Genomic DNA, 21,074 nt, shown 5'->3' with positions numbered 1-21,074 from the left:
ACCGTGCTGTCATGAGTGAGAATGCGTGGGTTTCGCCGTGGTGGGAGCCGCCGTTGGCGGGGAGTGACGTCGAGCACCTGGTGGGGGCTTTGGACCGGTTGCGTACGACGTTCAGGTACAAGGTCGACGAGCTCGACGCGGACGGGTTGAACACCCGCATCGGGGCGTCGTCGATCACGCTCGGCGGGTTGATGAAGCATCTGGCGGCGAACGAGGACTACATGTTCGACGTGAAGTTCCGCGGGAAGCCGATGAGCGGGCCGTGGCTGGAGAACGGCTGGCGCGACGACAACGACTGGGAGTTCAACTCCGCCGCCGACAACTCGCCGGCCGAGCTGTACGCCCTGTGGGACGGTGCGGTCGCGCGGTCCCGGGAGACGTTGACGGCGGCGATCGCCGACGGCGGGCTCGACCAGCCGGCCGACATCACCTGGCCGGACGGGCGGCACGCGAGCCTCCGCCGCCTGGTCTGCGACCTGATCGAGGAGTACGGCCGCCACACGGGCCACGCCGACCTGATCCGCGAAGCCGTCGACGGCCGCGTCGGCGAGGACCCGCCAAGCGACTGGAAGCCGGTCGGCCCCAAGACGACTACTTGATCCGCTGCAGAGTCCCGTTCGCCGCGACGCCGATCACCGTCGTCACGCCGTCGACCGTCAGGTTCACGATCATCCGCGAGCCCTGCAAGGACGTCGTGTACGACACTGTCGCGTTGGTGCGGGTCGGTGCGATCACCGACAGGATGCTCGCGTTCTGCCCGGACCGGTTGAACTTCACCACCGGCGACGGCAGCCGCTTGTCGATCGTCGTGTAGTGCCAGCCCTGGATGGGATCCTGCTGCCCGGTCGTCACCTCGATCGGCGTCGTCTCCTGCTGGAACGGGATCTGCAGCAGCGTCGTCTTCACCTTGTCACCCGGCCGCGCGGCCACCGCCCGATCGTTGCCACTGATAACCACCTTCTGGTCCGCAGGCAGATGCCACAGCGTCGAGTACTCCTGTTCCGCAGCCGACGAACCGCGATCCAGCACCACCATCAGATCGGGATCCTTCAGTACCAGCACGTCGCGCGTCCGGTCGATCCCGGCGCCCGGCGAGTCGTGCAGCTCGTAGAACTCCGACGTCGCCTTGATCGACGACCGCACCAGCTTGGTCTCCGGATGCCCGGTCGCCGACTTCACGACCATCTCGTTGTGCGCGAACTGACTCCTCGCCCAGAACCGCCAGTCGTCCACCTTGTACCCGGCGTGCCCGCCGTCGATCAGGATGTCGCGCCCGCGCGAGGTGTACGTGATCGACGTGTGGTCGTTGTGCCCGTGCAGCTTCTGCGACGGCCCGAACCGGATGCTGTACGTCGATTCCTGCGTGAACGGCCGCTTCTCGCCCCATCCGGTCCGTCCGAAGATGTACCCGGCGTCGAAGATCCCGATCCGCTGCGTCGGCCGGATCCCGCGGGCGCCGAGCGTACCGGCGTACTCGAGGACCGTCCCGGTGACGGGCACCGTGCGCACCACCTCGGAGTCGCCGAGCTGCGGCAGGTTCCCGAGCGAGTTGGTCGCCAGCGCGAGCCACTTCGCGAGTTCCCGCCGGCGTGCCGTGATCGTCGTACCGGGGTCGACTCCGCACTTACGCAGTACGTCGATCGCCCGTCCCCACAGCACGTAGTTGAACTGCGCGTACGCCGTCGACTGCTCGTTCGTCGAACCCTGCGTGTCGATCGACGTCTTGATCGCACTCGTCAGCCGGTCGGACGCGATCTTCTTCAGATCGTCGCGCTGCAGCGTGCACCCGATCCCGAACAACGCCAGGCTCTCGTCGGTGCCGTGGTTCCAGTCGCCGCTGTAGTTCTTCTGCAGGAACCACGCGTGCTGCATCAGCGCCTTGTCCAGCCACGCGTACGTCAGCGGCAGCCGCGCCACGTGCAGCCCCGACAAAACCGCCTGCCGCAGGCAGATCAGCACGTTGGTGCGGTGCATCGTCGACTCGTACGCGCCGACGTCGGACTTCCATGAGTACGGGTTGTCCTTGACCCAGTCGTGGGTGATCGCGCTGACCCGCTGCAGCGCGGCCTTGTCGCCGGCCGCGGCGGCGTCGATTCCTTGCCCCAGCCAACGAAGCGAGTGCAGCCACATGTACCAGCTGGGGTTGTTGGGCGGGTTCATCCGCCAGTTGATGTTCCCCTTGCCGTCACCGACCTTGGTCGGCGCCGTCGTACCCCACGTGAATGTGTCCTTGTAGAGGTTGGCGACCGGGTTCTTGTGGTCGATTCCGCTGTACGCCGGGCACGTGTAGACGTTCTGCCGCACCGGCGCCGGTGGGGCGGTCGGCGGCTCGGGCGTGTGACTCACGGTCGGGTCCGGAGCGGCCTCCGGCTCGGAGCTGCCCCACGGGATCACCAGTACGGCGCCCAGCACGGCGACGCTCGCGAGCAACGCGATCGTGAGTCGCAGCGTCGTACTGGACGTGCGCAGATGTCTCGCAGGCATCGTGGTCCTCCCCCTATACCCGAAGGCATGACTATTCTGGCCTAGACCTGAATTCGGGTGGGGCGATCCCCGGGACAGAGTCAGGTGGTTGTGTCGCTGAGTCGCGGTACTTCGGAAAACGCGGAGCGAGTCGTCGAAGGTTGCACCCGGCATCAAATCTGCCGGTCAGCTCCTGTCAGGTACGTCGCCATCGGTTCCCCCCGAGGTCAGATTGATTCCTCTACCTCATAGATGTCGCGAGTGGTCCGAAAAGTTGCGCGGATCGGCGACTTCGGTTCCCGATTGCCCGGAAGGGCAGCGTCAGCTGGGCCGGATCGCCTGCAGAATCAGGGCGTTCCGCGCGTTCTGGCCGTCCGGCACGGTCGTGTGCCGGCCGTCGCGCAGGTCGGTGTGCAGCCGGTCGGGACGTGCTGCGAGGAACTCGGCCCAATGGACGATCCGCAGGTTCGGGTGCTGCAGTGCCGCCTGCGCCAGTTGCAGGTTGATCCACTCGCTGTTGCGTTGATCGGCGAGCTGGACCGCGGTCGGTTCGTCGGTGCGGGAGACCTGTACGTCGACCCAGTACACCGTCCGCTGCGGGCCGGCGATCCGGAGCCCGCGCTCGACCTGTGCCGCGAACGCGGGTGGGTCGAAGATGTCGTTGGACCCGACCGCCATCACGATCCGCCGCGGGAGGCCGTACTCGCGAGCCCAGGCTTCCATCGCGTCGACAGCGGCGTACGTCGGCTGGCCGGCCCAGCTGTACTGCGCGAACGACGTACCCAGCTGTTGTCCGAGGAGCCGCCCGAGAGCCGCGCCGTCCTGTACGGCGATGCTGTCCCCGAAGAGGACTACGCCGTCGGCGGCGACGACGTGGCGGACCTCCGTGCTGCTCGAGATCACGCGGTTGTTCGCCTGCCAGGATCCAAGCGCGCCGGATCCGTACGTTCCCGAGCTGACGACCGGTGCGGCGGCCTTCGCATGCGCGGACGGGGCTTCGAGATGCAGCAGCGCCAGGAGGAACGCGGTCAGGACCACGATGACGGCGGCCGAGGCCGACCAGCGTTTGATGAACATGCCTACCTCCTCAGCTCTGTTCACGCGGAGGTCGGCCCTGCGGTTGGCACGCGGGCTAGCGAGTTTGGATGGCGTCCGCGATCAGTTCGTTGCGGGCGGAGCCGCCGACCGGCTGACTGGTGTGGACGCCGTCGCGCAGGTACTGCGCCGGGCGGTTCGGCCGGGACATGAGGAACCCGGACCAATCGATGATCCGCAGATTCGGGTGCCGGAGCGCCGCGTCCTGCAGCTGCTGATTGATCCACGCGCTGTTGGCGAGATCGGCATCCCGTACGGCGGCCGGATGCTTGGTGCGGTCCACGTACACGTTCACCCAGTACACCGTCCGGTCCGGCCCCGCGATCCGCAGCGCGCGCTCGACCTGTGCCGCGAACGCGGGTGGGTCGAAGATGTCGTTCGTACCGACCGCCATCACGATCCGCCGCGGCAGACCGTAGCTACGCGACCACTCTTCGAGTGCGTCGACCGCCGCCGACGCCGACTGCCCGGACCAGTCGTGGAAGGCGATCGAGTCGCCGGTGCGATCGGCCAGCAACCGCTCGAGCGCGGAGCTGTCCTGTACGGCGATGCTGTCGCCGAACATGAAGACCCCGTCGAACGCGAGCACCTCGCGGATCTGGTCCTCGGGACTGATCCGGTGGATCAGCTTCTGCCACGGGCCGAGCGTGCCCGATCCGTAGCGCCCCGGCCCGCTCGACGGAACGCTGTACGACCCGCCGACCGTGGTGTCGGCGCTCGTCGACCGCGGATCGAGTACGACGAGCACGCCGCCGAGCAACGCCACCACGAGCAGCGTCACGACGATCGCGACGACCGACCCCAGGAACGCCCGCAGCGCGGACGGCTTCCCATGTTGTGCGTGACCCGGCTGTTCCCGTACCTGATGCAACATCCTGACGCCCCCCAGCCTCCGTCGCCGTGTCCCTATACACACATGACGCGGTGACCCCCGAATTCGCTGCATGCTCCTACCCCCAACACCCCGGAGCGAACCCCCCGGTTCCCCACACCAGGATCCCCGAAGACCCAAATCCTGGGTAGATTGCGGGACGAGTAGGTCAGCCTGCGCGCTCCGCCTCGCTGCGTTCGACGCAGAACTCGTTGCCCTCGGGGTCGTGCATCGTGACCCAGCCACGGCCGTCCGGGACCCGGTGGTCCTCGTAGATCGTGCCGCCGAGCGACAGGATCCGCTGGACCTCTTCGTCCCGCGTACGCTCCGTCGGGCCCCAGTCGAGGTGCACCCGGTTCTTGACGGTCTTTCCTTCCGGGACCTTGATGAACAGCAGCCCGGGAACCGGCGCCGGCGCCGGCACGAGTACCTCGTCATCTCCGGGCACGTCCCCGTCGGCCACCGGCCAGCCGGTCACGGTACTCCAGAACTGCGCGAGCTTGTAGGGGTCTCCGGCATCGATCGTGATGTGTCGCAGCAACATGCCGAGACCTTAACCGGACGGCGGGTTTCAGGGGGTCGCGAACTGTCGGCGGCCGGGTCTACTGTGCGGAACAGGGCGCCGGGCCAGAGGGTCCGGCCGTTTGGGGGAAGGACAGTTCGATGGCATCTCGGCTCAATCCGTACATCCAGTTCGATGGCGACGCGCGTGCGGCGATGGAGTTCTACCAGGGGGTCTTCGGCGGCGAGGTGTCCTCGAACACCTTCAAGGAGTTCGGCGCCGGTCACGGACCGGACGACGACGAGAAGCTGATGCACAGCCAGCTGGAGACCCCGAGCGGGTTCACCCTGATGGCGGCCGACACGCCGCAGGGCATGCCGTACAACCCGGGCGAGAACATCGTGATCAGCCTCAGCGGCGACGGCGACGAGCTGCGCGGCTACTACGAGAAGCTGTCCGCCGACGGCGGCAAGGTGACGGTCCCGCTCGAGAAGCAGATGTGGGGCGACGAGTTCGGCATGGTCACCGACAGGTTCGGCATCAACTGGATGGTCAACATCGCGGCGAGCTGACACCCGCCTCCCCGGGGAAATTCGGTGTCCCCGGGGAGCGTCGCGCGGCTACCTTGGTCGGGTATGGGACTCAACGACGTGCTGTACGACCCGATCCGGCACAACAACTGGGCGACCGGGAGCCTGATCAGGTTCTGCCTCGCCCAGAACCTGACCGCTGAGCAACTCGAGATGACCGGCGTCGGAACGTACGGCGGCATTCTCGCGACCCTGGACCACATCGTCCGCTGCGACGGCAGCTACCTGCGCCGGATCGTCGACCGGCCGGTCGAATTCGTCGACGGCGAACCGGCGACCGACCTGGAAACCCTCGGTCGCTGGAATGCCGACCTGGGTGCACTGTGGGAGGTCTTCCTGACGCAGCCGTTCGACGTCGAACGCGTGATCATCGTCGACGACAACACCCGCGGCACCCGCGCCGGCATCTTCGTCGCCCAAGCGATCAACCACGCCAACCACCACCGCGAACAGGTCTGCGCCATCCTCACCGGCATGGGCATCGAGCCCCCCGACATCCAAGCCTGGGAATACGCCTGGGAGACCGAGCGCATCTGGGACCTTCCGGCGGCCGCCGCGGCGGAGTAGGTCAGCTGCTGATCACGGTTGCCGCCAGGCCGGCTTCGTAGGAGCCGCCGAGCTGGTTGAGGGTGACGGCCATCCGGTTGGTCGCGTTGATCATGGCGATCAGCGTGACCAGCCCGATCAGCTGGTTCTCGTCGTAGTACTTCTGGGCCCGGGCCCAGGTCTCGTCCGAGACCCCCTCGGACGCGTCGGCGAGCCGGGTCGCCTCTTCGGTCATCGCCAACGCAGCCTGCTCCTCCTCGGTGAACACCGTCGAGTGGCGCCATCCGGCGACCAGGTTCAGGCGAGTCGCGGTCTCACCCTCGGCCGCGGCCTCCTTCGCGTGCATGTCGATGCAGTGTCCGCAGCCGTTGATCTGACTGGCCCGCAGCATCACCAGGTTCTGGGTCGCAGTCGGCAGGCCGGTCTCCTGCAGGAGGGTGTGGACCGCGAACAGCCGCTTCGCGAGCTTGCCGCCGAGTGCGTTCTGCATCAGGTCGATACGGGGTTCCATCGTCGTCGTCCTCACTCATGGGATGTACTGGACGAACACGAGATGCCGCCGGCGCGACTCCCGTGACGACCTGACAACGTGACGAGCGCCATACCGCCGGAGATGTCACAGAATCCGGCCGAGCGGCATCTGATGGGTGACACACGCGCGTACGAGGAGACCAGACCATGACCGGTACGGACCGGGCCACCGAGGCCTTCGTTGCCCATCGCAACCTCCTGTTCACCGTCGCCTACGAACTCCTCGGCTCGGCCGCGGACGCCGAGGACGTACTGCAGGAGACCTGGCTGCGCTGGGTCAAGGTGGACCTCGACACGGTGCAGGACCACCGCGCGTACCTGGTCCGGATTGCCAGCCGCCAGGCCCTCCAACGCCTCCGCACCCTCGGTCGCCGCAAGGAGTCGTACGTCGGCCCTTGGCTACCCGAACCGCTGCTCACCGCCCCGGACGTCGCCGAGGACGTCGAACTCGCGGACAGCGTCTCGATGGCGATGCTGCTGGTCCTCGAAACACTCAAGCCGACGGAACGCGCCGTGTTCGTGCTCCGCGAGGTGTTCGGCCTCGATTACGACGAGATCGCCAAGGCCGTCGACAAGACCCCCGAAGCCGTCCGCCAGGTCGCCCACCGTGCCCGTTCCCATGTGGCCGCCCGCCGCCCGCGCGGCGTTGTCTCCGCCCACGAGACCCGCGACGCCCTGGAAGCGTTCCAGCGCGCTGTGAACACCGGCGATATCCAGGGCCTGGTCGACATCCTCGCCCCTGACGTGGTCTTCCTGGGCGACGGCGGCGGCGTGGTCCAGGCCCTTCCGCGGCCGGTCGTCGGCGCCGAGAAGGTCGCCCGCCTCCTCGCGCTGGCCGTGGAACGTCTGGCCGAAGGTTCCCTCGAAATCACCCAGATCAACGGGCAACCCGCGTTGATCCTCCGCTTCACCGACGAGGTGGACACGGTCACCGTTCTCCACGTGGAAGACGGCAAGATCGCCGGGCTGTACGCCGTACGGAATCCGGCCAAGCTCGCCCACCTCACGGAAGAGACCTTCCTGACGCGCTAGGAGACGTCAGGCCGGGTCATCAATGGCGACTGCACATGCAGCACCAGGTTGGGACCGGTCAGGGGCACGGTGTTCCAGGTCGCGACCGCGGTCCCCGCTTCTACTGCCAGGCGGACCCGGTGCGGGGTGGTGATGACGAACAGTTCGGCGACGAACGTGTCGTCCTGCCAGGCGCCGGTCGCGATCACAGGACGGCCGAGCGGCGAGCTCTCCCGCCATTCGCCGTGACCGACCTCGAAGTCGAGAGGCCCGAGTCGCAGTCGCCATCCACCGCCCACGGGATCGACGGTCACGGTGGTGCCGTCGGGCAGCGGCGAATCCGCTGCGGAGCCGTCGAGTCTCGCCTTGACAGAACGCTCCGGGGCGGCCGAACCCGGCACCGGTGCGAACGACAACTGCCGCAGCCGATCGGCGAGGATCTCGTCGTCCCGGGTGCTTCCGGCGTCATCCAGGCCGGGCAGCAGACACTCCCGAACGGCGTTGGGCGTTGCCCCTGACGGGCCATCGCCGGCCGTCACGGCGACGACCAGATCCTGCTCGGGATAGACCATGCAAAGCTGCTCGAAGGAGCCGTAGCCGCGGTACCCGTCACGCGACATCCAGAACTGGTACCCGTATCCGGCAGTCGAGTCGGCGTCGAGCGAGCCGTCCGCCAATTGCAGGGTCTCGATGTGCCGGCTGGTCGCCAGCTCCACCCACTCGCGCGGGACGAGCTGGCGGTCGTGCCAGAGGCCGCCGCGTAGCAGCAGTTCACCGAAGGCGGCGACGGCCTCGGTGGTGAGGTGCAGCCCGTGGAATCCGAACGCGGCGCCGCTCGCCACCCGGTCCCATTCGGCGTGGTCGATGCCCATCGGCTGGAAGATGCGTTCGTCGAGCAGTTCCCGGAGGTCGCGGCCCGTGACCCGTTCCACCATCCGGGCCAGGATGAACGTGGTCGAGTTGTCGTAGGTGTGCTGCGTTCCCTCCGGCGCGGCGAACGGCGTACGGAGGAAGCCCTTCACCAGATCGCCCGGCTCCAGTTGCCAGGCCTGTTCGAGGCTGTCCTCGGCGTGGCCGGCCGTCATGGACAGCAGGTGGTGAACGGTGATCCGGCGGCCCTGCTCGGAGACGTCATCCGGAACGTGGTCGGGCAGTACGTCGACCAACCGATCGTCCAGCGCGAGCAGTCCGTCGGCGATCGCGAGCCCGACAGCGATCGAGGTGAACGACTTGGTCAGCGAGTAGAGCAGGTGCGGGCGTTCGGCCGAGTACGGCGCCCACCAGCCTTCCGCGACGACGTGACCGCGACGTACGACCATGATCGAGTGACACTCGACGGACTCTGCTTCGAGCCGATCCAGCAGCTCGACGATCGAACGGGCCGAAACGCCCGCCGCGGTGGGCGTCGAGCGCGGCAACAGGGCAGGCATCCAGGAACACTAACAACGCTGTGGGACGGTAGGCCTGTGCTTTTTCTGGCCCAGTTGCCGCGTCGATGGGTGACCATCCAGGTCCCCGGCACGTACTCGGAGCGAATCCTCGCCACGTACGTCGGCTACCACGAGCTCCCGCCCACGCCCATCGATGTCGCCGACCTCGGATGGCTGCGCGACGCGCCCCGCCATCCCGAGGACTACCTGGCGGGTGCCTCCGAAGATGCCGTCCGGGATCTGTCGGTGCAGGCTGTGGCTGATCTTCTCGGGGATCGCGCGACCGTGCCCGACGACTTCGCACGGTTCCTGGACGAAGGGCTACGTGACCGACTGAGAAGTGCCACCGACTCGTACTTCGACCTCGGCGACTTCACCGTCCCAGTCGACGGCGGCCGCCTCCTGCACCTGATCTCGGACTCCCAATGGGTCTACCACTGGCTGCTCTACCTCGGCGACGACGGCACCTCCGCCGTGGTCGGCACAACGTCCTCCGCCGGCTTCACCCCCGACCCTGACGACGACCAGCAGGAACCCAGCGAGTACGTCGTAGTCGCCAACTCGTTCGCCGAGTTCACCTGGCGCTGGTGGATGGACAACGAAATCTTCTACCGAACCGCAGTCGACCGAACCCCGCTGACCCCGAACCAGCAGTCGTACGTCACGCAGTACGGCCACCCAACCTCGCCGTGACTACAGCTGTTTGCGCAGCAATGACCGGGGACTCCTGCTGGACGTTCCAGGTGCGCTGCATTCCCCACCCGGACCCCGACTGCGGTTAGGGGAGTAGGGCGGTGGACTCGGGGACGGGGGTTACGGGGGTGCCTTTGGATAGGTAGGTGGTGAGGTTTTGGACTACGAGGTTGGCCATCGCGGTTCGGGTCGGGATGGTGGCGGAACCTACGTGGGGGAGGAGAACGGCGTTGGGGAGGGTGAGGAGGTCGGGGTGGACCTTGGGTTCGTGTTCGAAGACGTCCAGGCCGGCGGCGTGGATGGTGTTGGTGCGGAGGGCGTCGACGAGAGCCTGTTCGTCGACGACCGTGCCGCGGGCGACGTTGATGACGATGCCGTCGGGGCCCAGGGCCTTCAGTACTTCGGCATTGACGAGGTGGCGGGTGGTGTCGCCGCCGGGGATGACGATCATCAGTACGTCGACGTCGGCGGCCATCTCGACCAGCGACGGGTAGTACTGGTACGAGACGTCCTTCGGGTTGCGGTTGTGGTAGGCAACGGTGATGCCGAAGGGCTGGACGCGGTCCGCGATCGCCTGGCCGATGCGGCCGAGGCCGAGGATGCCCATCCGGCGTCCGTGCATGGTTGCGCGGGTCAACGGGTACGGTCCGCCGCCGGCCCACTTGCCGTCGCGGAGGTACCGCTCGGCCTGGCCCAGTTCGCGGACGGTCATCAGCAGCAGACCTAGTGCGGTGTCCGCGACCTCGTCGTCCAGGACGCCCGGAGTGTTGGTGACAATGACCCCGCGCTCGGCAGCGGCGGTCGCGTCGATGCGGTCGTAGCCGACGCCGAAGCTCGCGACCAGGCGGACCGCGGGCAGGCGGTCGAGGTACGGGCCGTCGATCGCCGTACCGCCCGTGGCGACGGCGACGATCTCGTCCCGGCGGGCCGCGAGTACGGCGTCCGGGTCGCTCTCCTCCCAGAGCCGGATCAGCTCGCAGTGACCGTCCAACCCGGGGGCGACGGCCTCGTGCATCGGTCCTGGCATCAGTACGACTGGTAGTCCCATGCCTTCATCCTTGTCGACCATCTGCGGCCGGACCAGCAACCCGACCCGGATTTCTCACGGCCTGGACAGGAACCCGATGTTCACCCCCGCTTCGCCCGAGCCACTGTTGCCTCGGCGCCCAAAGCGACGACGATCAGGGGAGGAGGCCACCATGATCATCGACTGCGCTTACTACCGGGACGGACGCCGCCAGCACGTCGAGGCGATGTCGGTCGCGGACGCCGCCGCGAGCTGCCGGGCCGGCGGGTTCGTCTGGCTGGGCATGTACGAGCCCACCGCCGAGGAACTCACCGAGGTCCGGGAGAGTTTCGGCCTGCACGAGCTGGCCGTCGAGGATGCGCAAACGTTTCACCTCCGCCCCAAGGTCGAGCCGTACGAGGGCGACATCCGCCTCGTCATCCTCCGCACCGCCCGGTACGACGACGAGCGCGAGGAAGTGGACTTCGGCGAGGTCAGCGTCTTCGTCGGGCCGGCGTTCGTGATCACCGTCCGTCAGGGCGTGGCCAGTGACCTGCACGGCGCGCGGATCCGGCTCGAGCAGCGGCCCGAGCTGCTGGAGTGCGGCACGAGTTCGGTGCTCTGGGCGATCCTCGACCAGGTCGTCGACGGCTACGGCCCGGTCGTCGCGGAACTGGAGCGGGACATCGAGGAGGTCGAGCGGACGGTGTTCGCCGGGTCGGTCGCCCCGACCGAGCGGATCTATTTCCTGCGCCGCGAGGTGACCGACTTCTACCGCGCCGTACACCCGCTGCTAGCAGTGCTAGCCACGTTGGAGCGCGGTGCCCGCGACACCGCCCTGCTGCCTTACTTCCGGGACGTGCACGACCACCTCGTGCTCGTGAACGAGGAGGTCGCCGCTCAGCGCGACCTGCTCGCCACCGTCCTGGAGGCGAACATGGCGGTGATCGGTGTCGAGCAGACCAAGGTCAGCGTCCGGCAGAACGCGACGATCGAGCAGCTCACCATCCTCGCCACGGTCTTCCTCCCACTGACCTTCGTCACCGGCTTCTTCGGCCAGAACTTCGGCTGGCTCGTCGACCACATCGGAGCCGAATGGGACTTCATCGTCCTCGGCGTCGGCGGACTTCTGATCCCGTGCATCGCCCTGGCGATCTGGTTCCGCCGCCAACGAGCAGCAAGGCGAGAAGCCGCCTGAGGTACCCGGCCGAGGGATCTGCTGGAGTGGCCGTGCGAGACGGTGATCGACGTGACCGTCCAGCAGATCCTTCGGGAGACCGGGTTAGGCGCCCCAGCCGCCGAGGTTGAGGTCGGTGACGACGACTGGCTGGCCGGTGGCGAGTGACTGGTTGGCTGCGATGCCGACCGCGACGGCGCGGACGCCGTCGTTGACGTCGGCGGCGCGACCCAGCGGATCGTTGCCGGGGCCAACAAAGAGGTCGTTGTAGATCAGCTTGTCGCCGCCACCGTGGCCGCCTTCGCCGCGGGGGATCTCGACCTCGACGGCCGGTGCCCAGTGCTTCTGCAGCACGAGCCGTTCGCCGTTGGTGCGAACGTCACCGGCGATCACGCGGTCGGACGGGTAGCTCGGGTCGATCTGGTCGTCGACGACCGCAGCCCGTTCGACCACTTCCAGCTCGGCGCGGCCGAGGGTGCCGTTGACGGAAACGCGGTACCCCTCCCACGGCGAGTGCGCGTTCAGCGAGTAGCTCAGCCGCGCGCCGTTCGCGTACTCCGCGATCACGGACATGTTGTCCTCGATCGTGATCCCCGGAGCGAACACGTCCTGGTCGCGCAGGTACCCGTCGTACTTCTCGCTCTCGTAGTACAACTGCCGGTTCGTGTCGTCGGTGCGCAGATCGAGCAGCCACGGGTCGTCGGCGGCACCGTCGATCGTGCCGCGCGCCGGACGCTCGCCGAGGCCGCGGGCCGCCGCGTTCTCGGAGCCGTAGAACGCGAGCCCGCCAGACGCGAACACGCGGGTCGGCGTCGAGGCGATCCACCAGTTCACCAGGTCGAAGTGGTGGGACGCCTTGTGGACCAGCAGACCGCCGGAGTTCTTCTTCTCGCGGTGCCAGCGGCGGAAGTAGTCCGCGCCGTGCCGGGTGTCGAGCACCCACTGGAACTCGACGCTGGTGACCTGCCCGATCTCACCGTCCTGGATCAGCTGCCGCAGCGCACTGTTCCGCGGTGAGTAGCGGTAGTTGAACGTGACGACCACGGACTTGCCCGACTCGTTCATCGCGTCGACGATCTGCCGGGTCCCGTCCGCGTCGATGGTCAGCGGCTTCTCGACGATCACGTCCGCACCGGCCCGCAGCAGCCGCGACACGACCGACGCGTGGGTGTAGTCGGGGCTGGTCACGACGACACGATCGACGGCCTGCTCCTTGACCATCCGCTCCAGGTCGTCGGCGCCGTACTGCGGGAGCTCGGGGCCGCCGAGCTCGGTCAGCTTGCCCTGGTGGAACGCCAGCCGGCCCGGGTTCGGGTCGAGCAGGGCGACCAGCTCCGCCTCCTCGGGGTGCTCCTGGAGGATCGCGCGGATGTACGACTGCGCTCGCGAACCGGTCCCGGCGACTGCATAGCGTCTGGCCACGGTGGACTCCTTCTACTCGTGTAGACACCGACGCTAGCAATCGCTTTCCAGACCGGTCAACCGTCGTACCATCACTGCATGCCCAAGGATCCGGTGACCCGCAACGACGTGGCGGAGTACGCCGGAGTCAGTACGGCCGTCGTCAGCTACGTCGTGAACGAGGGCCCGCGGAAGGTCGCCCCGGAGACCCGGGAGCGGGTGCTCGACGCGATCCGCGCGCTCGGGTACCGGCCGAACGCGACCGCGCGGGCGTTGCGGATGGGTACGACGCGGACGTTCGGGCTGATCACGCCGGACGGGGGAAACCCGTTGTTCGCGGAGCTCGCGAAGGCGATCGACCGCGAGGCGGCGGCGCGCGGGTACGTCGTACTGCAGACGAGCGCCGACGGGGACCCGGTCACCGAGCGGGCGAAGATCGCCGAGTTGCTCACGCGCCAGGTCAGTGGGCTCGTGCTGGTGGCGCCCACCGCGGATCCGTCGCTGGACGACGTCGAGGTTCCGGTGATCGCGATCAACCGCGTGCTGCCGACGGTCAGCTCGGTGCGGCCGGCGTACCGCGACGGCGCCCGGGCGGGTGTCGAGCACCTCATCTCGCACGGTCATCGCGTGATCGGCCTGGTGATCGGAGGCGCGGGCCACCCCGAACGCGAGCTCGGCTGGCGCGACGCGCTGGCGGCCGCCGGTCTGCAGGAGGGTCCGATCGCGCGTACGACGTTCTCTCGTGAAGGCGGGTACCGCGCAGCGCAGACCTTGCTGGAGGCGGAGCCGACCGCGATCTTCGCGAGCTCGGATCTGCAGGCGATCGGTGTACTGCGAGCCCTCCATGAAGCGGGCCTGAGAGTGCCGGATGACATCGCGGTCGTGGCCTTCGACGGGACTCCTGAAACGGAGTACACCTGGCCGCCGCTGACCGTCGTACGCCAACCGGTCGAGCTGGTGGCGCGCGAGGCCGTCCGCCGGCTGATCGACGGTGAGGAGTCGATGGAGGCCCTGACCGTGCCGACCGAACTGATCCTGCGCAGGTCCTGCGGCTGCTAGAGCGTCCCGACGTCCTCGAAGATCAGCGCCGTACGGGTCGCGAGGACCTCGGGGATCGCCTGAAGCTTCTCCAGAACGAGGCGGCGGAGGCCCTCGTTGTCGGCGGCGCGGACCAGCAGGATCGCATCGAAGTCACCGCCGACCAGCGCCATGTGCTTGATCTCCGGGATCGCCTGGAGCTGCTTGCGGAGGGTGCGCCAGGAGCTCTGGCGGAGACTGAGAGTGACGTACGCCGACGTTGCCAGACCGAGTCTGAGCGGGTCGACGGTGACCGTGAAACCGGTGATCACGCCGGTGTTCGTGAGCCGCTCGACCCGCGCGTAGGCGTTCGCCCGGGAGATGTGCACCTCGTCGGCGAGGGCCCGGATCGACAGCCGTCCGTCCCGGCCGAGCGCCTCGATGATCTGTCGATCGATCTCGTCGAGCGCTGGAGCGACGACAATCTGTCCAGGACCAGCCCGGTGGACCATCACCTCGTCGGACATTCGCACGACCTCCTCGGCTCGGATGCGGGCCAAACGTCTCTCAATAATTCCAGCTATAGATCCACTTGGCCAGGAGGGACGACGATGTGGCTACCGTCCGTCTCCTGCGCTGGAGGGTTCATGACCACCGTCGAGGAGCAATTGCTCCCCTCCGCGGAACCCGTCTGTCTGATCGATCAGAACGGCGTACCGCACGACCACCCGTCGTACCGGCTGCCCACCAAGGAAGCCCTGCTCGACGGCTACACACAGTTGATCCGGGGCCGCCGGTTCAACGACCAGGCGAGCGCTCTGGTCCGCCAGGGCCGCCTCGCGGTCTACCCGTCGTCCTTCGGTCAGGAGGCCTGTCAGCTCGCGGCGACGATGGTGCTGCGCGACGGCGACTGGCTGTTCCCGACGTACCGCGACTCGGTGTCGATCATGAGCCGTGGCGTCGACCCGATCGAGACGCTGACGCTGCTCCGCGGCGACTGGCACTCGGGCTACGACCCGTACGAGCACAAGGTGGCGCCGCAGGCGACCCCACTCGCGACCCAGCTCCCGCACGCGGTCGGCGTCGCGCATGCGGCCCGGCTGAAGGGCGAGGACACGGTCGTGATGGCGCTCGTCGGCGACGGCGGCACCAGCGAGGGCGATTTCCACGAAGCCCTCAACTTCGCGGCGGTCTTCCAGGCGCCGGTCGTGTTCTTCATTCAGAACAACGAGTACGCGATCTCCGTGCCGCTCTCGAGGCAGAGCGCCGCGCCGTCCCTTGCGCACAAGGGCATCGGGTACGGCGTCCCGGGCGAACGCGCCGACGGGAACGACCTGGCCGGCCTCCTCGCCGTACTCGGACAGGCCGTCGACAAGGCCCGCGCCGGCGAAGGCCCGCAGCTGATCGAGGCGCACACGTATCGCGTACAGGCGCACACCAACGCGGACGACGCGTCCCGGTACCGCCAGGACGACGAGGTCGCCCCGTGGCTGGACCGCGATCCGATCGAGCGCCTCACGACGTACCTCGAGCAGCAGGGCTGGCTGGACGACGACGTTCGGGTGACTGCTGAGGCCGGCGCAGTGGAGGTCGCCGCGCAGTTGCGTGACGGGCTGATGCCGGAGCCGGAGGTGGATCCGGCGGATCTGTTCGCCCACCTGTACGCCGCGGAGACGCAGCAACTGCAGCAGCAGGCTGCATTCCTCCGCGACGAGCTCGCCCGCGAGGAGGCCTGATGACGCACACGAAGATCTCGATGGCGCAGGCGCTCAACCAGGCACTGCGGGACGCGATGACGGCCGACGAGTCGGTGGTGATGTTCGGTGAGGACGTCGGCGCGCTCGGCGGTGTCTTCCGGATCACCGACGGGCTGACCGCGGAGTTCGGCGACAAGCGGTGCTTCGACACCCCGCTGGCCGAGGCCGGCATCGTCGGCATGGCGGTCGGGATGGCGATGAACGGGATGCGCCCGGTGGTCGAGATGCAGTTCGACGCGTTCGGGTACCCGGCGTTCGAGCAGGTCGTCTCGCACGTCGCCAAGATGCGCAACCGGACCCGCGGCCGCGTACAGCTGCCGATGGTGATCCGGATCCCGTACGGCGGCGGCATCGGCGGCGTCGAGCACCACAGCGACTCGTCGGAGAGCTACTTCGCGCACACGCCCGGGCTGACTGTGGTGACGCCGGCAACCGTCGCGGACGCTTACGGGTTGTTGCGTAGGGCAATCGAGTTTCCGGATCCTGTTGTTTTCATGGAGCCGAAGAAGCTCTATTGGGCCAAGGAAGAGGTCGACCTCACCGAGTCGCAGCCGGGGATCGGCACGGCCGTCGTACGGCGGGATGGTGCGGACGCGACGTTGATTGCTTATGGTCCGGCCGTTCCGGTCGCGTTGGAGGCGGCCGAGGTTGCCGCAGCTGAGGGGCGGCAGCTGACCGTGGTCGATCTGCGGTCGGTGGTGCCGTTCGACGACGAGACGGTGTGCGCGGCGGTACGGCGTACCGGACGGGCCGTTGTGGTGGCCGAGGCGAGCGGGTTCGCGAGCGTGTCGTCGGAGATCGTTGCCCGGGTCACCGAGAAGTGCTTCCACTCGCTGGCCGCTCCGGTGCGGCGGGTGACCGCGTTCGACATCCCGTTCCCGCCGCCGAAGCTGGAGAAGTACCAGCTCCCGAGCGTCGACCGGATCCTCGACGCGGTCGACGACCTGCAGTGGGAGGACTCGTGAACACGTTCCTTCTCCCGGATCTCGGCGAGGGTCTGACCGAGGCGGAGATCGTCCGGTGGCTCGTGAAGGTCGGCGATGTGGTCGCGGTCGACACTCCGATCGCAGAGGTCGAGACCGCGAAGTCGATCGTCGAACTGCCGTGTCCGTATGCGGGGGTGATCGAGGAGCTGCATGGCGAGGCTGGTACGACGGTCCCGGTTGGGAAGCCGCTGATCACGGTGGGAGATCCGGATGGTGCGGCGTACCGCGCTGAGGAGCGGGCCGGGTCGGGGAACGTGCTGGTCGGGTATGGGACGTCCGAGTCTTCCGGGGCTGGGCGCCGGCGTCGGCCTCGGGTTTCCGAAAGAAATATGGCGCCTGCTGCGGAAAAGGTTCCGGAAAACCGCGTTCCCCTGGTGGTTTCCCCGCTGGTACGCCGGTTGGCACGCGACGCCGAGGTGGATCTGCGCGCGCTGACGGGCTCCGGCCCCGACGGCCTGATCGTCCGCCGCGACGTCGAGCTGGAAATCGCCCGCCGCCTCCAAACGGAGCCGCAGCCCGCCCTACCCCAACCTGCTGTAGTGCAGTCGGCTGAGTCGCGGACCGGCCTGCCTGAGTTGCGGCGTACTCCGATGAGTGGGTTCCGTAAGGCCGTGATCGCAACGCTCAGCCGGAGCCGGGCCGAGATCCCCGAGGCGACCACCTGGGTCGATGTCGACGCGACCGCCCTGATCGACCTCCGCGAATCGTTGCGATCGGCAACGGACCCCGGGCCGGGGCTGCTCGCGCTGATGGCGCGGTTCGTGGTCGCGGGACTGCTGAAGTATCCGGAGCTCAACGGGTACGTCGACACCGAACGCGAGGAACTCGTCCAGTACGACGGCGTGAACCTCGGTCTCGCGGCGCAGACGGATCGCGGGCTCATGGTCCCGGCTGTCGCGGGCGCTCACGCGCTGACGACGCGCGGTCTGGACGCCGAGATCCGCCGCCTCACCGCGTCGGCGCGCGACGGTCGGCTGACTCAGCAGGAGCTGACCTGCGGGACGTTCACGTTGAACAACTACGGCAGCTTCGGGGTCGACGGCAGTGCGGCGATCATCAACCACCCCCAGGTCGCGATCCTCGGCGTCGGCCGGATCATCGACCGTCCGTGGGTGGTCGACGGTGAGCTCGCCATCCGCAAGCTCACCCAGTTGTCGCTGGTGTTCGACCACCGCGTCTGCGACGGCGGTACGGCAGCAGCCTTCCTCCGCTTCGTCGCCGACGCCTTCGAGAACCCCGCGTCCGCCTTCGCCGACCTCTAGGAGATCTCGCGAGGCCGCAGGCCGACGAGGATTACCCGCAGCCCGGAGGCGAAGCGTGCCTCCGGGCCGGCGGTGCTCTCGCGGTTGAGGTACGCGGCGAGGTGCGCGGCATCGACCCCCATCCGGTCCGCCGACCTGTCTGCCCAGCGCAGTTCGTTCAGCCCGCTTCGCCGTACGACCGACAGCCAGGCTGAATCGGTCACCGCCGACCCGATCAGGTAGTGGAAGATCGCCGACACCGCCGAGTCCAGGTGGGTGCCCTTGAAGCCGGCGTCGTTGAGGATGGACTGCACGCGTTCGGTCAGCGCCTGGTAGTTCGGCCCGAGCCCCGCGTGCGTCGGCAGGAGTTGCGCGGCCCACGGGTGTTCCCACAGCGCCCGGTACGCCGCCTGCACGACAGCAGTCACCTGCTCGCGCCAGTCGCCCTCCGCCGGGATCAGTGCGTCGCCGAGCACGGTGTCGACGACGAGCTCGAGCAGGTCGTTCTTGGTCGCGATCCGCCAGTACAGCGCGGACGTCGCGGCGGTACCCAACTCAGCCGCCATCACCCGCATCGAGAACGTGTTCAGACCTTCGCGGTCCAGCACCTTGATCGCCGTCAGGACGATGTCCTCCCGGCTCAGCCGCGCCCGCGTCGGAGGTGGTTCCTCGCGCAGCCACACCGATCCCAGGGCGGTCCGTCGATCCGCTTCGCGCGCCATCCGCCGGAGCATAGCGAATACGGCGTTTCAGATCCTAAAACGGTGTATTAGTAGCGACTGGCAACTACTCCTCGTCCACATCGGCAACGGTGTGTCGCGAAATGTAATGAACACGGCGAGTCGGGGTCGTGAGACTTGCGTCCGGTGATCCGAATCACCACAATCGCCAAGGTCGAGTTCTGTCGGGGGACCGATCCGACCGGATCGAAGGACGACGAACGGACCCGCCTGGTGCAGCCCTGGAGATGAAGCTCGGGGTTTGCCGGCGAGCTGCCGGTCGCGAGAGACCGGATTCAACCTAGGGGAGACTGTGAAAGACACATCGGTAGGCGCAAGCGGGCGCCTCAAGAACTCACGCGTGATCGCCCTGCTCGGCGGCGCCGGAGCACTCGCACTCGCGGTGGGAGGTGTGACCCTCGCGACGGCCCCGTCGGCTTCGTCGGCCGAGACGGTGACGACGATCTCGGGCAACCCGAAGTGCGCGACGTTGATCCCGGGTTCGACGGAGATCAAGTTCGAGGACAAGCCGATGCCCACCTCGGGCTCGGGTTCGGCCGCGGGCGTGACGGTGATCTGGTCCCAGACCGGGGACCTGATCAACTTCACCGCTACCGGCGGCACGGTGCTCGGCGCCATCGTCAAAGGTGGCCCGAACGCGAACTTCTACGACTACCGTCCAGGCGGGACGATCGTCGGCGCCGGCCTGCACACGCCGGTCAACGAGAGCGGCAATGGCGGCGTGAAGTACTACGGCCTCAGCCACCTGAGCTTCTGCGTCGGGCCGGGCACCACGCCGACTCCGACTCCGACTCCGACGGAAACCCCGACCACGACTCCTTCGGAGACCCCAAGCGAAACGCCGTCGGAGACTCCTTCGGAGACGCCGAGCGAGACGCCTTCGGAGACTCCGTCCGAGACGCCGTCGGAGACCCCGAGCGAGACCCCGTCGGAGACTCCTTCGGAGACGCCGAGCGAGACGCCTTCGGAGACTCCGTCCGAGACGCCGTCCGAGACCCCGAGCGAGACGCCTTCGGAGAGCCCGACTGTGACGGCGACGCCGTCGGAGTCGCCGACCGTCAGCCCGACCAGCACCACCAGCAGCGCCCCGGTCGGGGTTCCGACCGATGTCGACGCTGGTCTGTCCGGTGGGATGAAGAACGCGTCTGCGACCACCAGCAGCCAGAGCGCGTGGGGTATCGCGTTGCTGACCCTCGGCGGCCTGCTCGTGTTCGCCGGTGTTCTGAAGTTCCGGCAGCGTAGCGGGCAGCACTCTGCCTGAGGTATCCGGCAAACGCCGCCGCCAGGGTCGTGCCCGGTCGTCGTGGTTGACGATCTCGGCTCTGGCGGTCGGCGTCGTACTCCTCCTGGTCGGCGGTTACGTCCAGATCAGGATGAACAACTCTGACGAGGGTCGGCAGCAGACCACTGCCGGCCCGTCCTCGGCGACGCAACGGCCCGGCACGACATCCGTCGTACCGGGCCGGACGTCGTCCGGCTCCACCTCGAAGCAGGTCACGCAACCGACCACGCAACCGACCACGCCGCAGGACACACCCCCGGCGGAGGTCCTGAGCACGGCCCCGGTCCGGCCTGGGGACCCGATCTCGCTGTCGGTGCCCAGTCTCGGAGTGTCCGCGCGCGTGCTGTCGATCCGCGCCCGTGGTGGTTCGCTCATCCCGCCGTCGAACCCGCGGGTGGTTGGTTGGTGGTCCGACGGCGCCCGGCCCGGAGCGACCAAGGGTTCCGCGGTCATCACCGGTCACACCGTGCACACCGGTGGAGGTGCGTTCGACGATCTGGACCGGCTAGGCGTGGGGGACGCGGTCTCCGTGACGACTCGGCACGGGACGATCAAGTACGTCGTCACGGCGGTGGCCATCTATCGCAAGAAGACCCTGGCCAAGCGGGCCCAGCAGGTCTTCAGCCAGGGTGTCCCGGGGCGACTCGTGCTCGTCACCTGCGAGGACTGGGACGGCACGGGCTACCTCAGCAACGCCGTTGTGATTGCCGTCCCCACGACGTAGCGAAACTGGAC

The 21,074-nt window shown here is 67.9% G+C and carries 22 protein-coding genes; 12 read left to right on the top strand and 10 right to left on the bottom strand.

Annotation, left to right across the window (positions count from 1 at the left end; all coding sequences use genetic code 11):
* Positions 1-11: 11 nt before the first annotated feature.
* Positions 12-599 (top strand): DUF664 domain-containing protein, encoded by a 588-nt coding sequence (locus tag EV649_RS34440; protein WP_130387883.1) that lies wholly within the window; start codon positions 12-14, stop codon positions 597-599.
* Here the strand turns inward: EV649_RS34440 and EV649_RS34435 are convergent.
* From EV649_RS34435 to EV649_RS34420, 4 genes are all read right to left on the bottom strand, one after another.
* Positions 592-2,484 (bottom strand): heparinase II/III family protein, encoded by a 1,893-nt coding sequence (locus EV649_RS34435; protein WP_130387882.1) that lies wholly within the window; start codon positions 2,482-2,484, stop codon positions 592-594. The genes EV649_RS34440 and EV649_RS34435 overlap by 8 nt on opposite strands.
* A gap of 300 nt (positions 2,485-2,784) precedes the next feature.
* Positions 2,785-3,540, bottom strand: coding sequence for a hypothetical protein (locus EV649_RS34430; protein WP_241999047.1), 756 nt, complete (start codon positions 3,538-3,540; stop codon positions 2,785-2,787).
* Between the two features lie 55 nt (positions 3,541-3,595).
* Positions 3,596-4,432, bottom strand: coding sequence for a GDSL-type esterase/lipase family protein (locus EV649_RS34425; RefSeq protein ID WP_198682852.1), 837 nt, complete (start codon positions 4,430-4,432; stop codon positions 3,596-3,598).
* 166 nt (positions 4,433-4,598) lie between these two features.
* Positions 4,599-4,973, bottom strand: coding sequence for a VOC family protein (locus EV649_RS34420; protein WP_130387881.1), 375 nt, complete (start codon positions 4,971-4,973; stop codon positions 4,599-4,601).
* Between the two features lie 119 nt (positions 4,974-5,092).
* On the opposite strand from EV649_RS34420, the gene EV649_RS34415 reads away from it, so the two are divergent.
* Together EV649_RS34415 and EV649_RS34410 are read left to right on the top strand one after the other, a co-directional pair.
* Positions 5,093-5,503 (top strand): VOC family protein, encoded by a 411-nt coding sequence (locus tag EV649_RS34415; protein ID WP_130387880.1) that lies wholly within the window; start codon positions 5,093-5,095, stop codon positions 5,501-5,503.
* Positions 5,504-5,566: 63 nt separating this feature from the next.
* A complete protein-coding gene (locus EV649_RS34410; RefSeq protein ID WP_130387879.1) occupies positions 5,567-6,088 on the top strand; it encodes a DinB family protein in 522 nt (173 codons plus the stop codon).
* A gap of 1 nt (position 6,089) precedes the next feature.
* Here the strand turns inward: EV649_RS34410 and EV649_RS34405 are convergent, their stop codons facing one another.
* Positions 6,090-6,578 carry a carboxymuconolactone decarboxylase family protein gene (locus EV649_RS34405; protein WP_130387878.1) on the bottom strand — a complete coding sequence of 163 codons (489 nt, stop codon included), beginning with the start codon at positions 6,576-6,578 and terminating at the stop codon, positions 6,090-6,092.
* A 167-nt stretch (positions 6,579-6,745) separates the two neighbouring features.
* On the opposite strand from EV649_RS34405, the gene EV649_RS34400 reads away from it, so the two are divergent.
* The gene (locus tag EV649_RS34400) at positions 6,746-7,630 is read left to right on the top strand and encodes an RNA polymerase sigma-70 factor (RefSeq protein ID WP_130387877.1); all 885 of its coding nucleotides are present in this window, start codon (positions 6,746-6,748) and stop codon (positions 7,628-7,630) included.
* Here EV649_RS34400 and EV649_RS34395 read toward each other — a convergent pair.
* A complete protein-coding gene (locus EV649_RS34395; protein ID WP_130387876.1) occupies positions 7,627-9,039 on the bottom strand; it encodes a serine hydrolase domain-containing protein in 1,413 nt (470 codons plus the stop codon). The genes EV649_RS34400 and EV649_RS34395 overlap by 4 nt on opposite strands.
* A gap of 36 nt (positions 9,040-9,075) precedes the next feature.
* Here EV649_RS34395 and EV649_RS34390 point away from each other — a divergent pair, with 36 nt between their 5' ends.
* Positions 9,076-9,732, top strand: coding sequence for a hypothetical protein (locus EV649_RS34390; protein ID WP_130387875.1), 657 nt, complete (start codon positions 9,076-9,078; stop codon positions 9,730-9,732).
* An 85-nt stretch (positions 9,733-9,817) separates the two neighbouring features.
* Here EV649_RS34390 and EV649_RS34385 read toward each other — a convergent pair whose 3' ends face one another.
* Positions 9,818-10,780: a 2-hydroxyacid dehydrogenase gene (locus EV649_RS34385; RefSeq protein WP_130387874.1), complete on the bottom strand. Its 963-nt coding sequence runs from the start codon at positions 10,778-10,780 to the stop codon at positions 9,818-9,820.
* Between the two features lie 151 nt (positions 10,781-10,931).
* Here EV649_RS34385 and EV649_RS34380 point away from each other — a divergent pair, with 151 nt between their 5' ends.
* Positions 10,932-11,936: a magnesium and cobalt transport protein CorA gene (locus EV649_RS34380; protein ID WP_130387873.1), complete on the top strand. Its 1,005-nt coding sequence runs from the start codon at positions 10,932-10,934 to the stop codon at positions 11,934-11,936.
* Between the two features lie 84 nt (positions 11,937-12,020).
* Here the strand turns inward: EV649_RS34380 and EV649_RS34375 are convergent, their stop codons facing one another.
* Positions 12,021-13,337, bottom strand: coding sequence for a Gfo/Idh/MocA family oxidoreductase (locus tag EV649_RS34375; RefSeq protein WP_130387872.1), 1,317 nt, complete (start codon positions 13,335-13,337; stop codon positions 12,021-12,023).
* 78 nt (positions 13,338-13,415) lie between these two features.
* Here EV649_RS34375 and EV649_RS34370 point away from each other — a divergent pair, with 78 nt between their 5' ends.
* Positions 13,416-14,375 carry a LacI family DNA-binding transcriptional regulator gene (locus EV649_RS34370; protein ID WP_130387871.1) on the top strand — a complete coding sequence of 320 codons (960 nt, stop codon included), beginning with the start codon at positions 13,416-13,418 and terminating at the stop codon, positions 14,373-14,375.
* On the opposite strand, the gene EV649_RS34365 is transcribed toward EV649_RS34370, so the two are convergent.
* The gene (locus EV649_RS34365; protein ID WP_130387870.1) at positions 14,372-14,860 is read right to left on the bottom strand and encodes an Lrp/AsnC family transcriptional regulator; all 489 of its coding nucleotides are present in this window, start codon (positions 14,858-14,860) and stop codon (positions 14,372-14,374) included. The genes EV649_RS34370 and EV649_RS34365 overlap by 4 nt on opposite strands.
* Positions 14,861-14,980: 120 nt before the next feature.
* On the opposite strand from EV649_RS34365, the gene EV649_RS34360 reads away from it, so the two are divergent.
* Genes EV649_RS34360 through EV649_RS34350 form a run of 3 tightly spaced genes read left to right on the top strand, consistent with a single transcriptional unit; the run spans position 14,981 to position 18,338 of the window.
* Positions 14,981-16,069, top strand: a complete 1,089-nt coding sequence (locus EV649_RS34360) for a thiamine pyrophosphate-dependent enzyme (RefSeq protein WP_130387869.1) — start codon at positions 14,981-14,983, stop codon at positions 16,067-16,069.
* Entirely contained in the window at positions 16,069-17,055 is a 987-nt protein-coding gene (locus EV649_RS34355; RefSeq protein WP_130387868.1) for an alpha-ketoacid dehydrogenase subunit beta, read from the top strand. Before EV649_RS34360 ends, EV649_RS34355 begins: the two co-directional genes overlap by 1 nt.
* On the top strand, positions 17,052-18,338 hold the full coding sequence (locus tag EV649_RS34350; protein ID WP_130387867.1) for a dihydrolipoamide acetyltransferase family protein: 1,287 nt from the start codon (positions 17,052-17,054) through the stop codon (positions 18,336-18,338). The genes EV649_RS34355 and EV649_RS34350 overlap by 4 nt, the downstream gene beginning before the upstream one ends.
* Here the strand turns inward: EV649_RS34350 and EV649_RS34345 are convergent.
* Positions 18,335-19,039 (bottom strand): TetR/AcrR family transcriptional regulator C-terminal domain-containing protein, encoded by a 705-nt coding sequence (locus EV649_RS34345; RefSeq protein ID WP_130387866.1) that lies wholly within the window; start codon positions 19,037-19,039, stop codon positions 18,335-18,337. The two genes, EV649_RS34350 and EV649_RS34345, sit on opposite strands and share 4 nt — an antisense overlap.
* Before the next feature lie 358 nt (positions 19,040-19,397).
* Here EV649_RS34345 and EV649_RS34340 point away from each other — a divergent pair, with 358 nt between their 5' ends.
* Both EV649_RS34340 and EV649_RS34335 read left to right on the top strand, forming a co-directional pair.
* The gene (locus tag EV649_RS34340) at positions 19,398-20,318 is read left to right on the top strand and encodes a hypothetical protein (protein WP_241999044.1); all 921 of its coding nucleotides are present in this window, start codon (positions 19,398-19,400) and stop codon (positions 20,316-20,318) included.
* Positions 20,319-20,364: 46 nt separating this feature from the next.
* Positions 20,365-21,063, top strand: coding sequence for a class F sortase (locus EV649_RS34335; protein WP_241999042.1), 699 nt, complete (start codon positions 20,365-20,367; stop codon positions 21,061-21,063).
* The last annotated feature ends 11 nt before the right edge of the window (positions 21,064-21,074 follow it).

Source organism: Kribbella sp. VKM Ac-2569 (assembly GCF_004216905.1).
In the GTDB taxonomy this organism is placed as follows: domain Bacteria; phylum Actinomycetota; class Actinomycetes; order Propionibacteriales; family Kribbellaceae; genus Kribbella.
Note: the sequence above shows the minus strand (reverse complement) of the source record. Positions and strands in the feature narration are given on the sequence as shown.

Bases quoted from the DNA above. Each gene is read 5' to 3' on its own strand.
- EV649_RS34440 (WP_130387883.1), top strand. From the start codon at position 12: ATGAGTGAGAATGCGTGGGTTTCGCCGTGGTGGGAGCCGCCGTTGGCG.
- EV649_RS34435 (WP_130387882.1), bottom strand. From the start codon at position 2,484: ATGCCTGCGAGACATCTGCGCACGTCCAGTACGACGCTGCGACTCACG.
- EV649_RS34430 (WP_241999047.1), bottom strand. From the start codon at position 3,540: ATGTTCATCAAACGCTGGTCGGCCTCGGCCGCCGTCATCGTGGTCCTG.
- EV649_RS34425 (WP_198682852.1), bottom strand. From the start codon at position 4,432: ATGTTGCATCAGGTACGGGAACAGCCGGGTCACGCACAACATGGGAAG.
- EV649_RS34420 (WP_130387881.1), bottom strand. From the start codon at position 4,973: ATGTTGCTGCGACACATCACGATCGATGCCGGAGACCCCTACAAGCTC.
- EV649_RS34415 (WP_130387880.1), top strand. From the start codon at position 5,093: ATGGCATCTCGGCTCAATCCGTACATCCAGTTCGATGGCGACGCGCGT.
- EV649_RS34410 (WP_130387879.1), top strand. From the start codon at position 5,567: ATGGGACTCAACGACGTGCTGTACGACCCGATCCGGCACAACAACTGG.
- EV649_RS34405 (WP_130387878.1), bottom strand. From the start codon at position 6,578: ATGGAACCCCGTATCGACCTGATGCAGAACGCACTCGGCGGCAAGCTC.
- EV649_RS34400 (WP_130387877.1), top strand. From the start codon at position 6,746: ATGACCGGTACGGACCGGGCCACCGAGGCCTTCGTTGCCCATCGCAAC.
- EV649_RS34395 (WP_130387876.1), bottom strand. From the start codon at position 9,039: ATGCCTGCCCTGTTGCCGCGCTCGACGCCCACCGCGGCGGGCGTTTCG.
- EV649_RS34385 (WP_130387874.1), bottom strand. From the start codon at position 10,780: ATGGGACTACCAGTCGTACTGATGCCAGGACCGATGCACGAGGCCGTC.
- EV649_RS34380 (WP_130387873.1), top strand. From the start codon at position 10,932: ATGATCATCGACTGCGCTTACTACCGGGACGGACGCCGCCAGCACGTC.
- EV649_RS34370 (WP_130387871.1), top strand. From the start codon at position 13,416: ATGCCCAAGGATCCGGTGACCCGCAACGACGTGGCGGAGTACGCCGGA.
- EV649_RS34365 (WP_130387870.1), bottom strand. From the start codon at position 14,860: ATGTCCGACGAGGTGATGGTCCACCGGGCTGGTCCTGGACAGATTGTC.
- EV649_RS34360 (WP_130387869.1), top strand. From the start codon at position 14,981: ATGACCACCGTCGAGGAGCAATTGCTCCCCTCCGCGGAACCCGTCTGT.
- EV649_RS34355 (WP_130387868.1), top strand. From the start codon at position 16,069: ATGACGCACACGAAGATCTCGATGGCGCAGGCGCTCAACCAGGCACTG.
- EV649_RS34345 (WP_130387866.1), bottom strand. From the start codon at position 19,039: ATGGCGCGCGAAGCGGATCGACGGACCGCCCTGGGATCGGTGTGGCTG.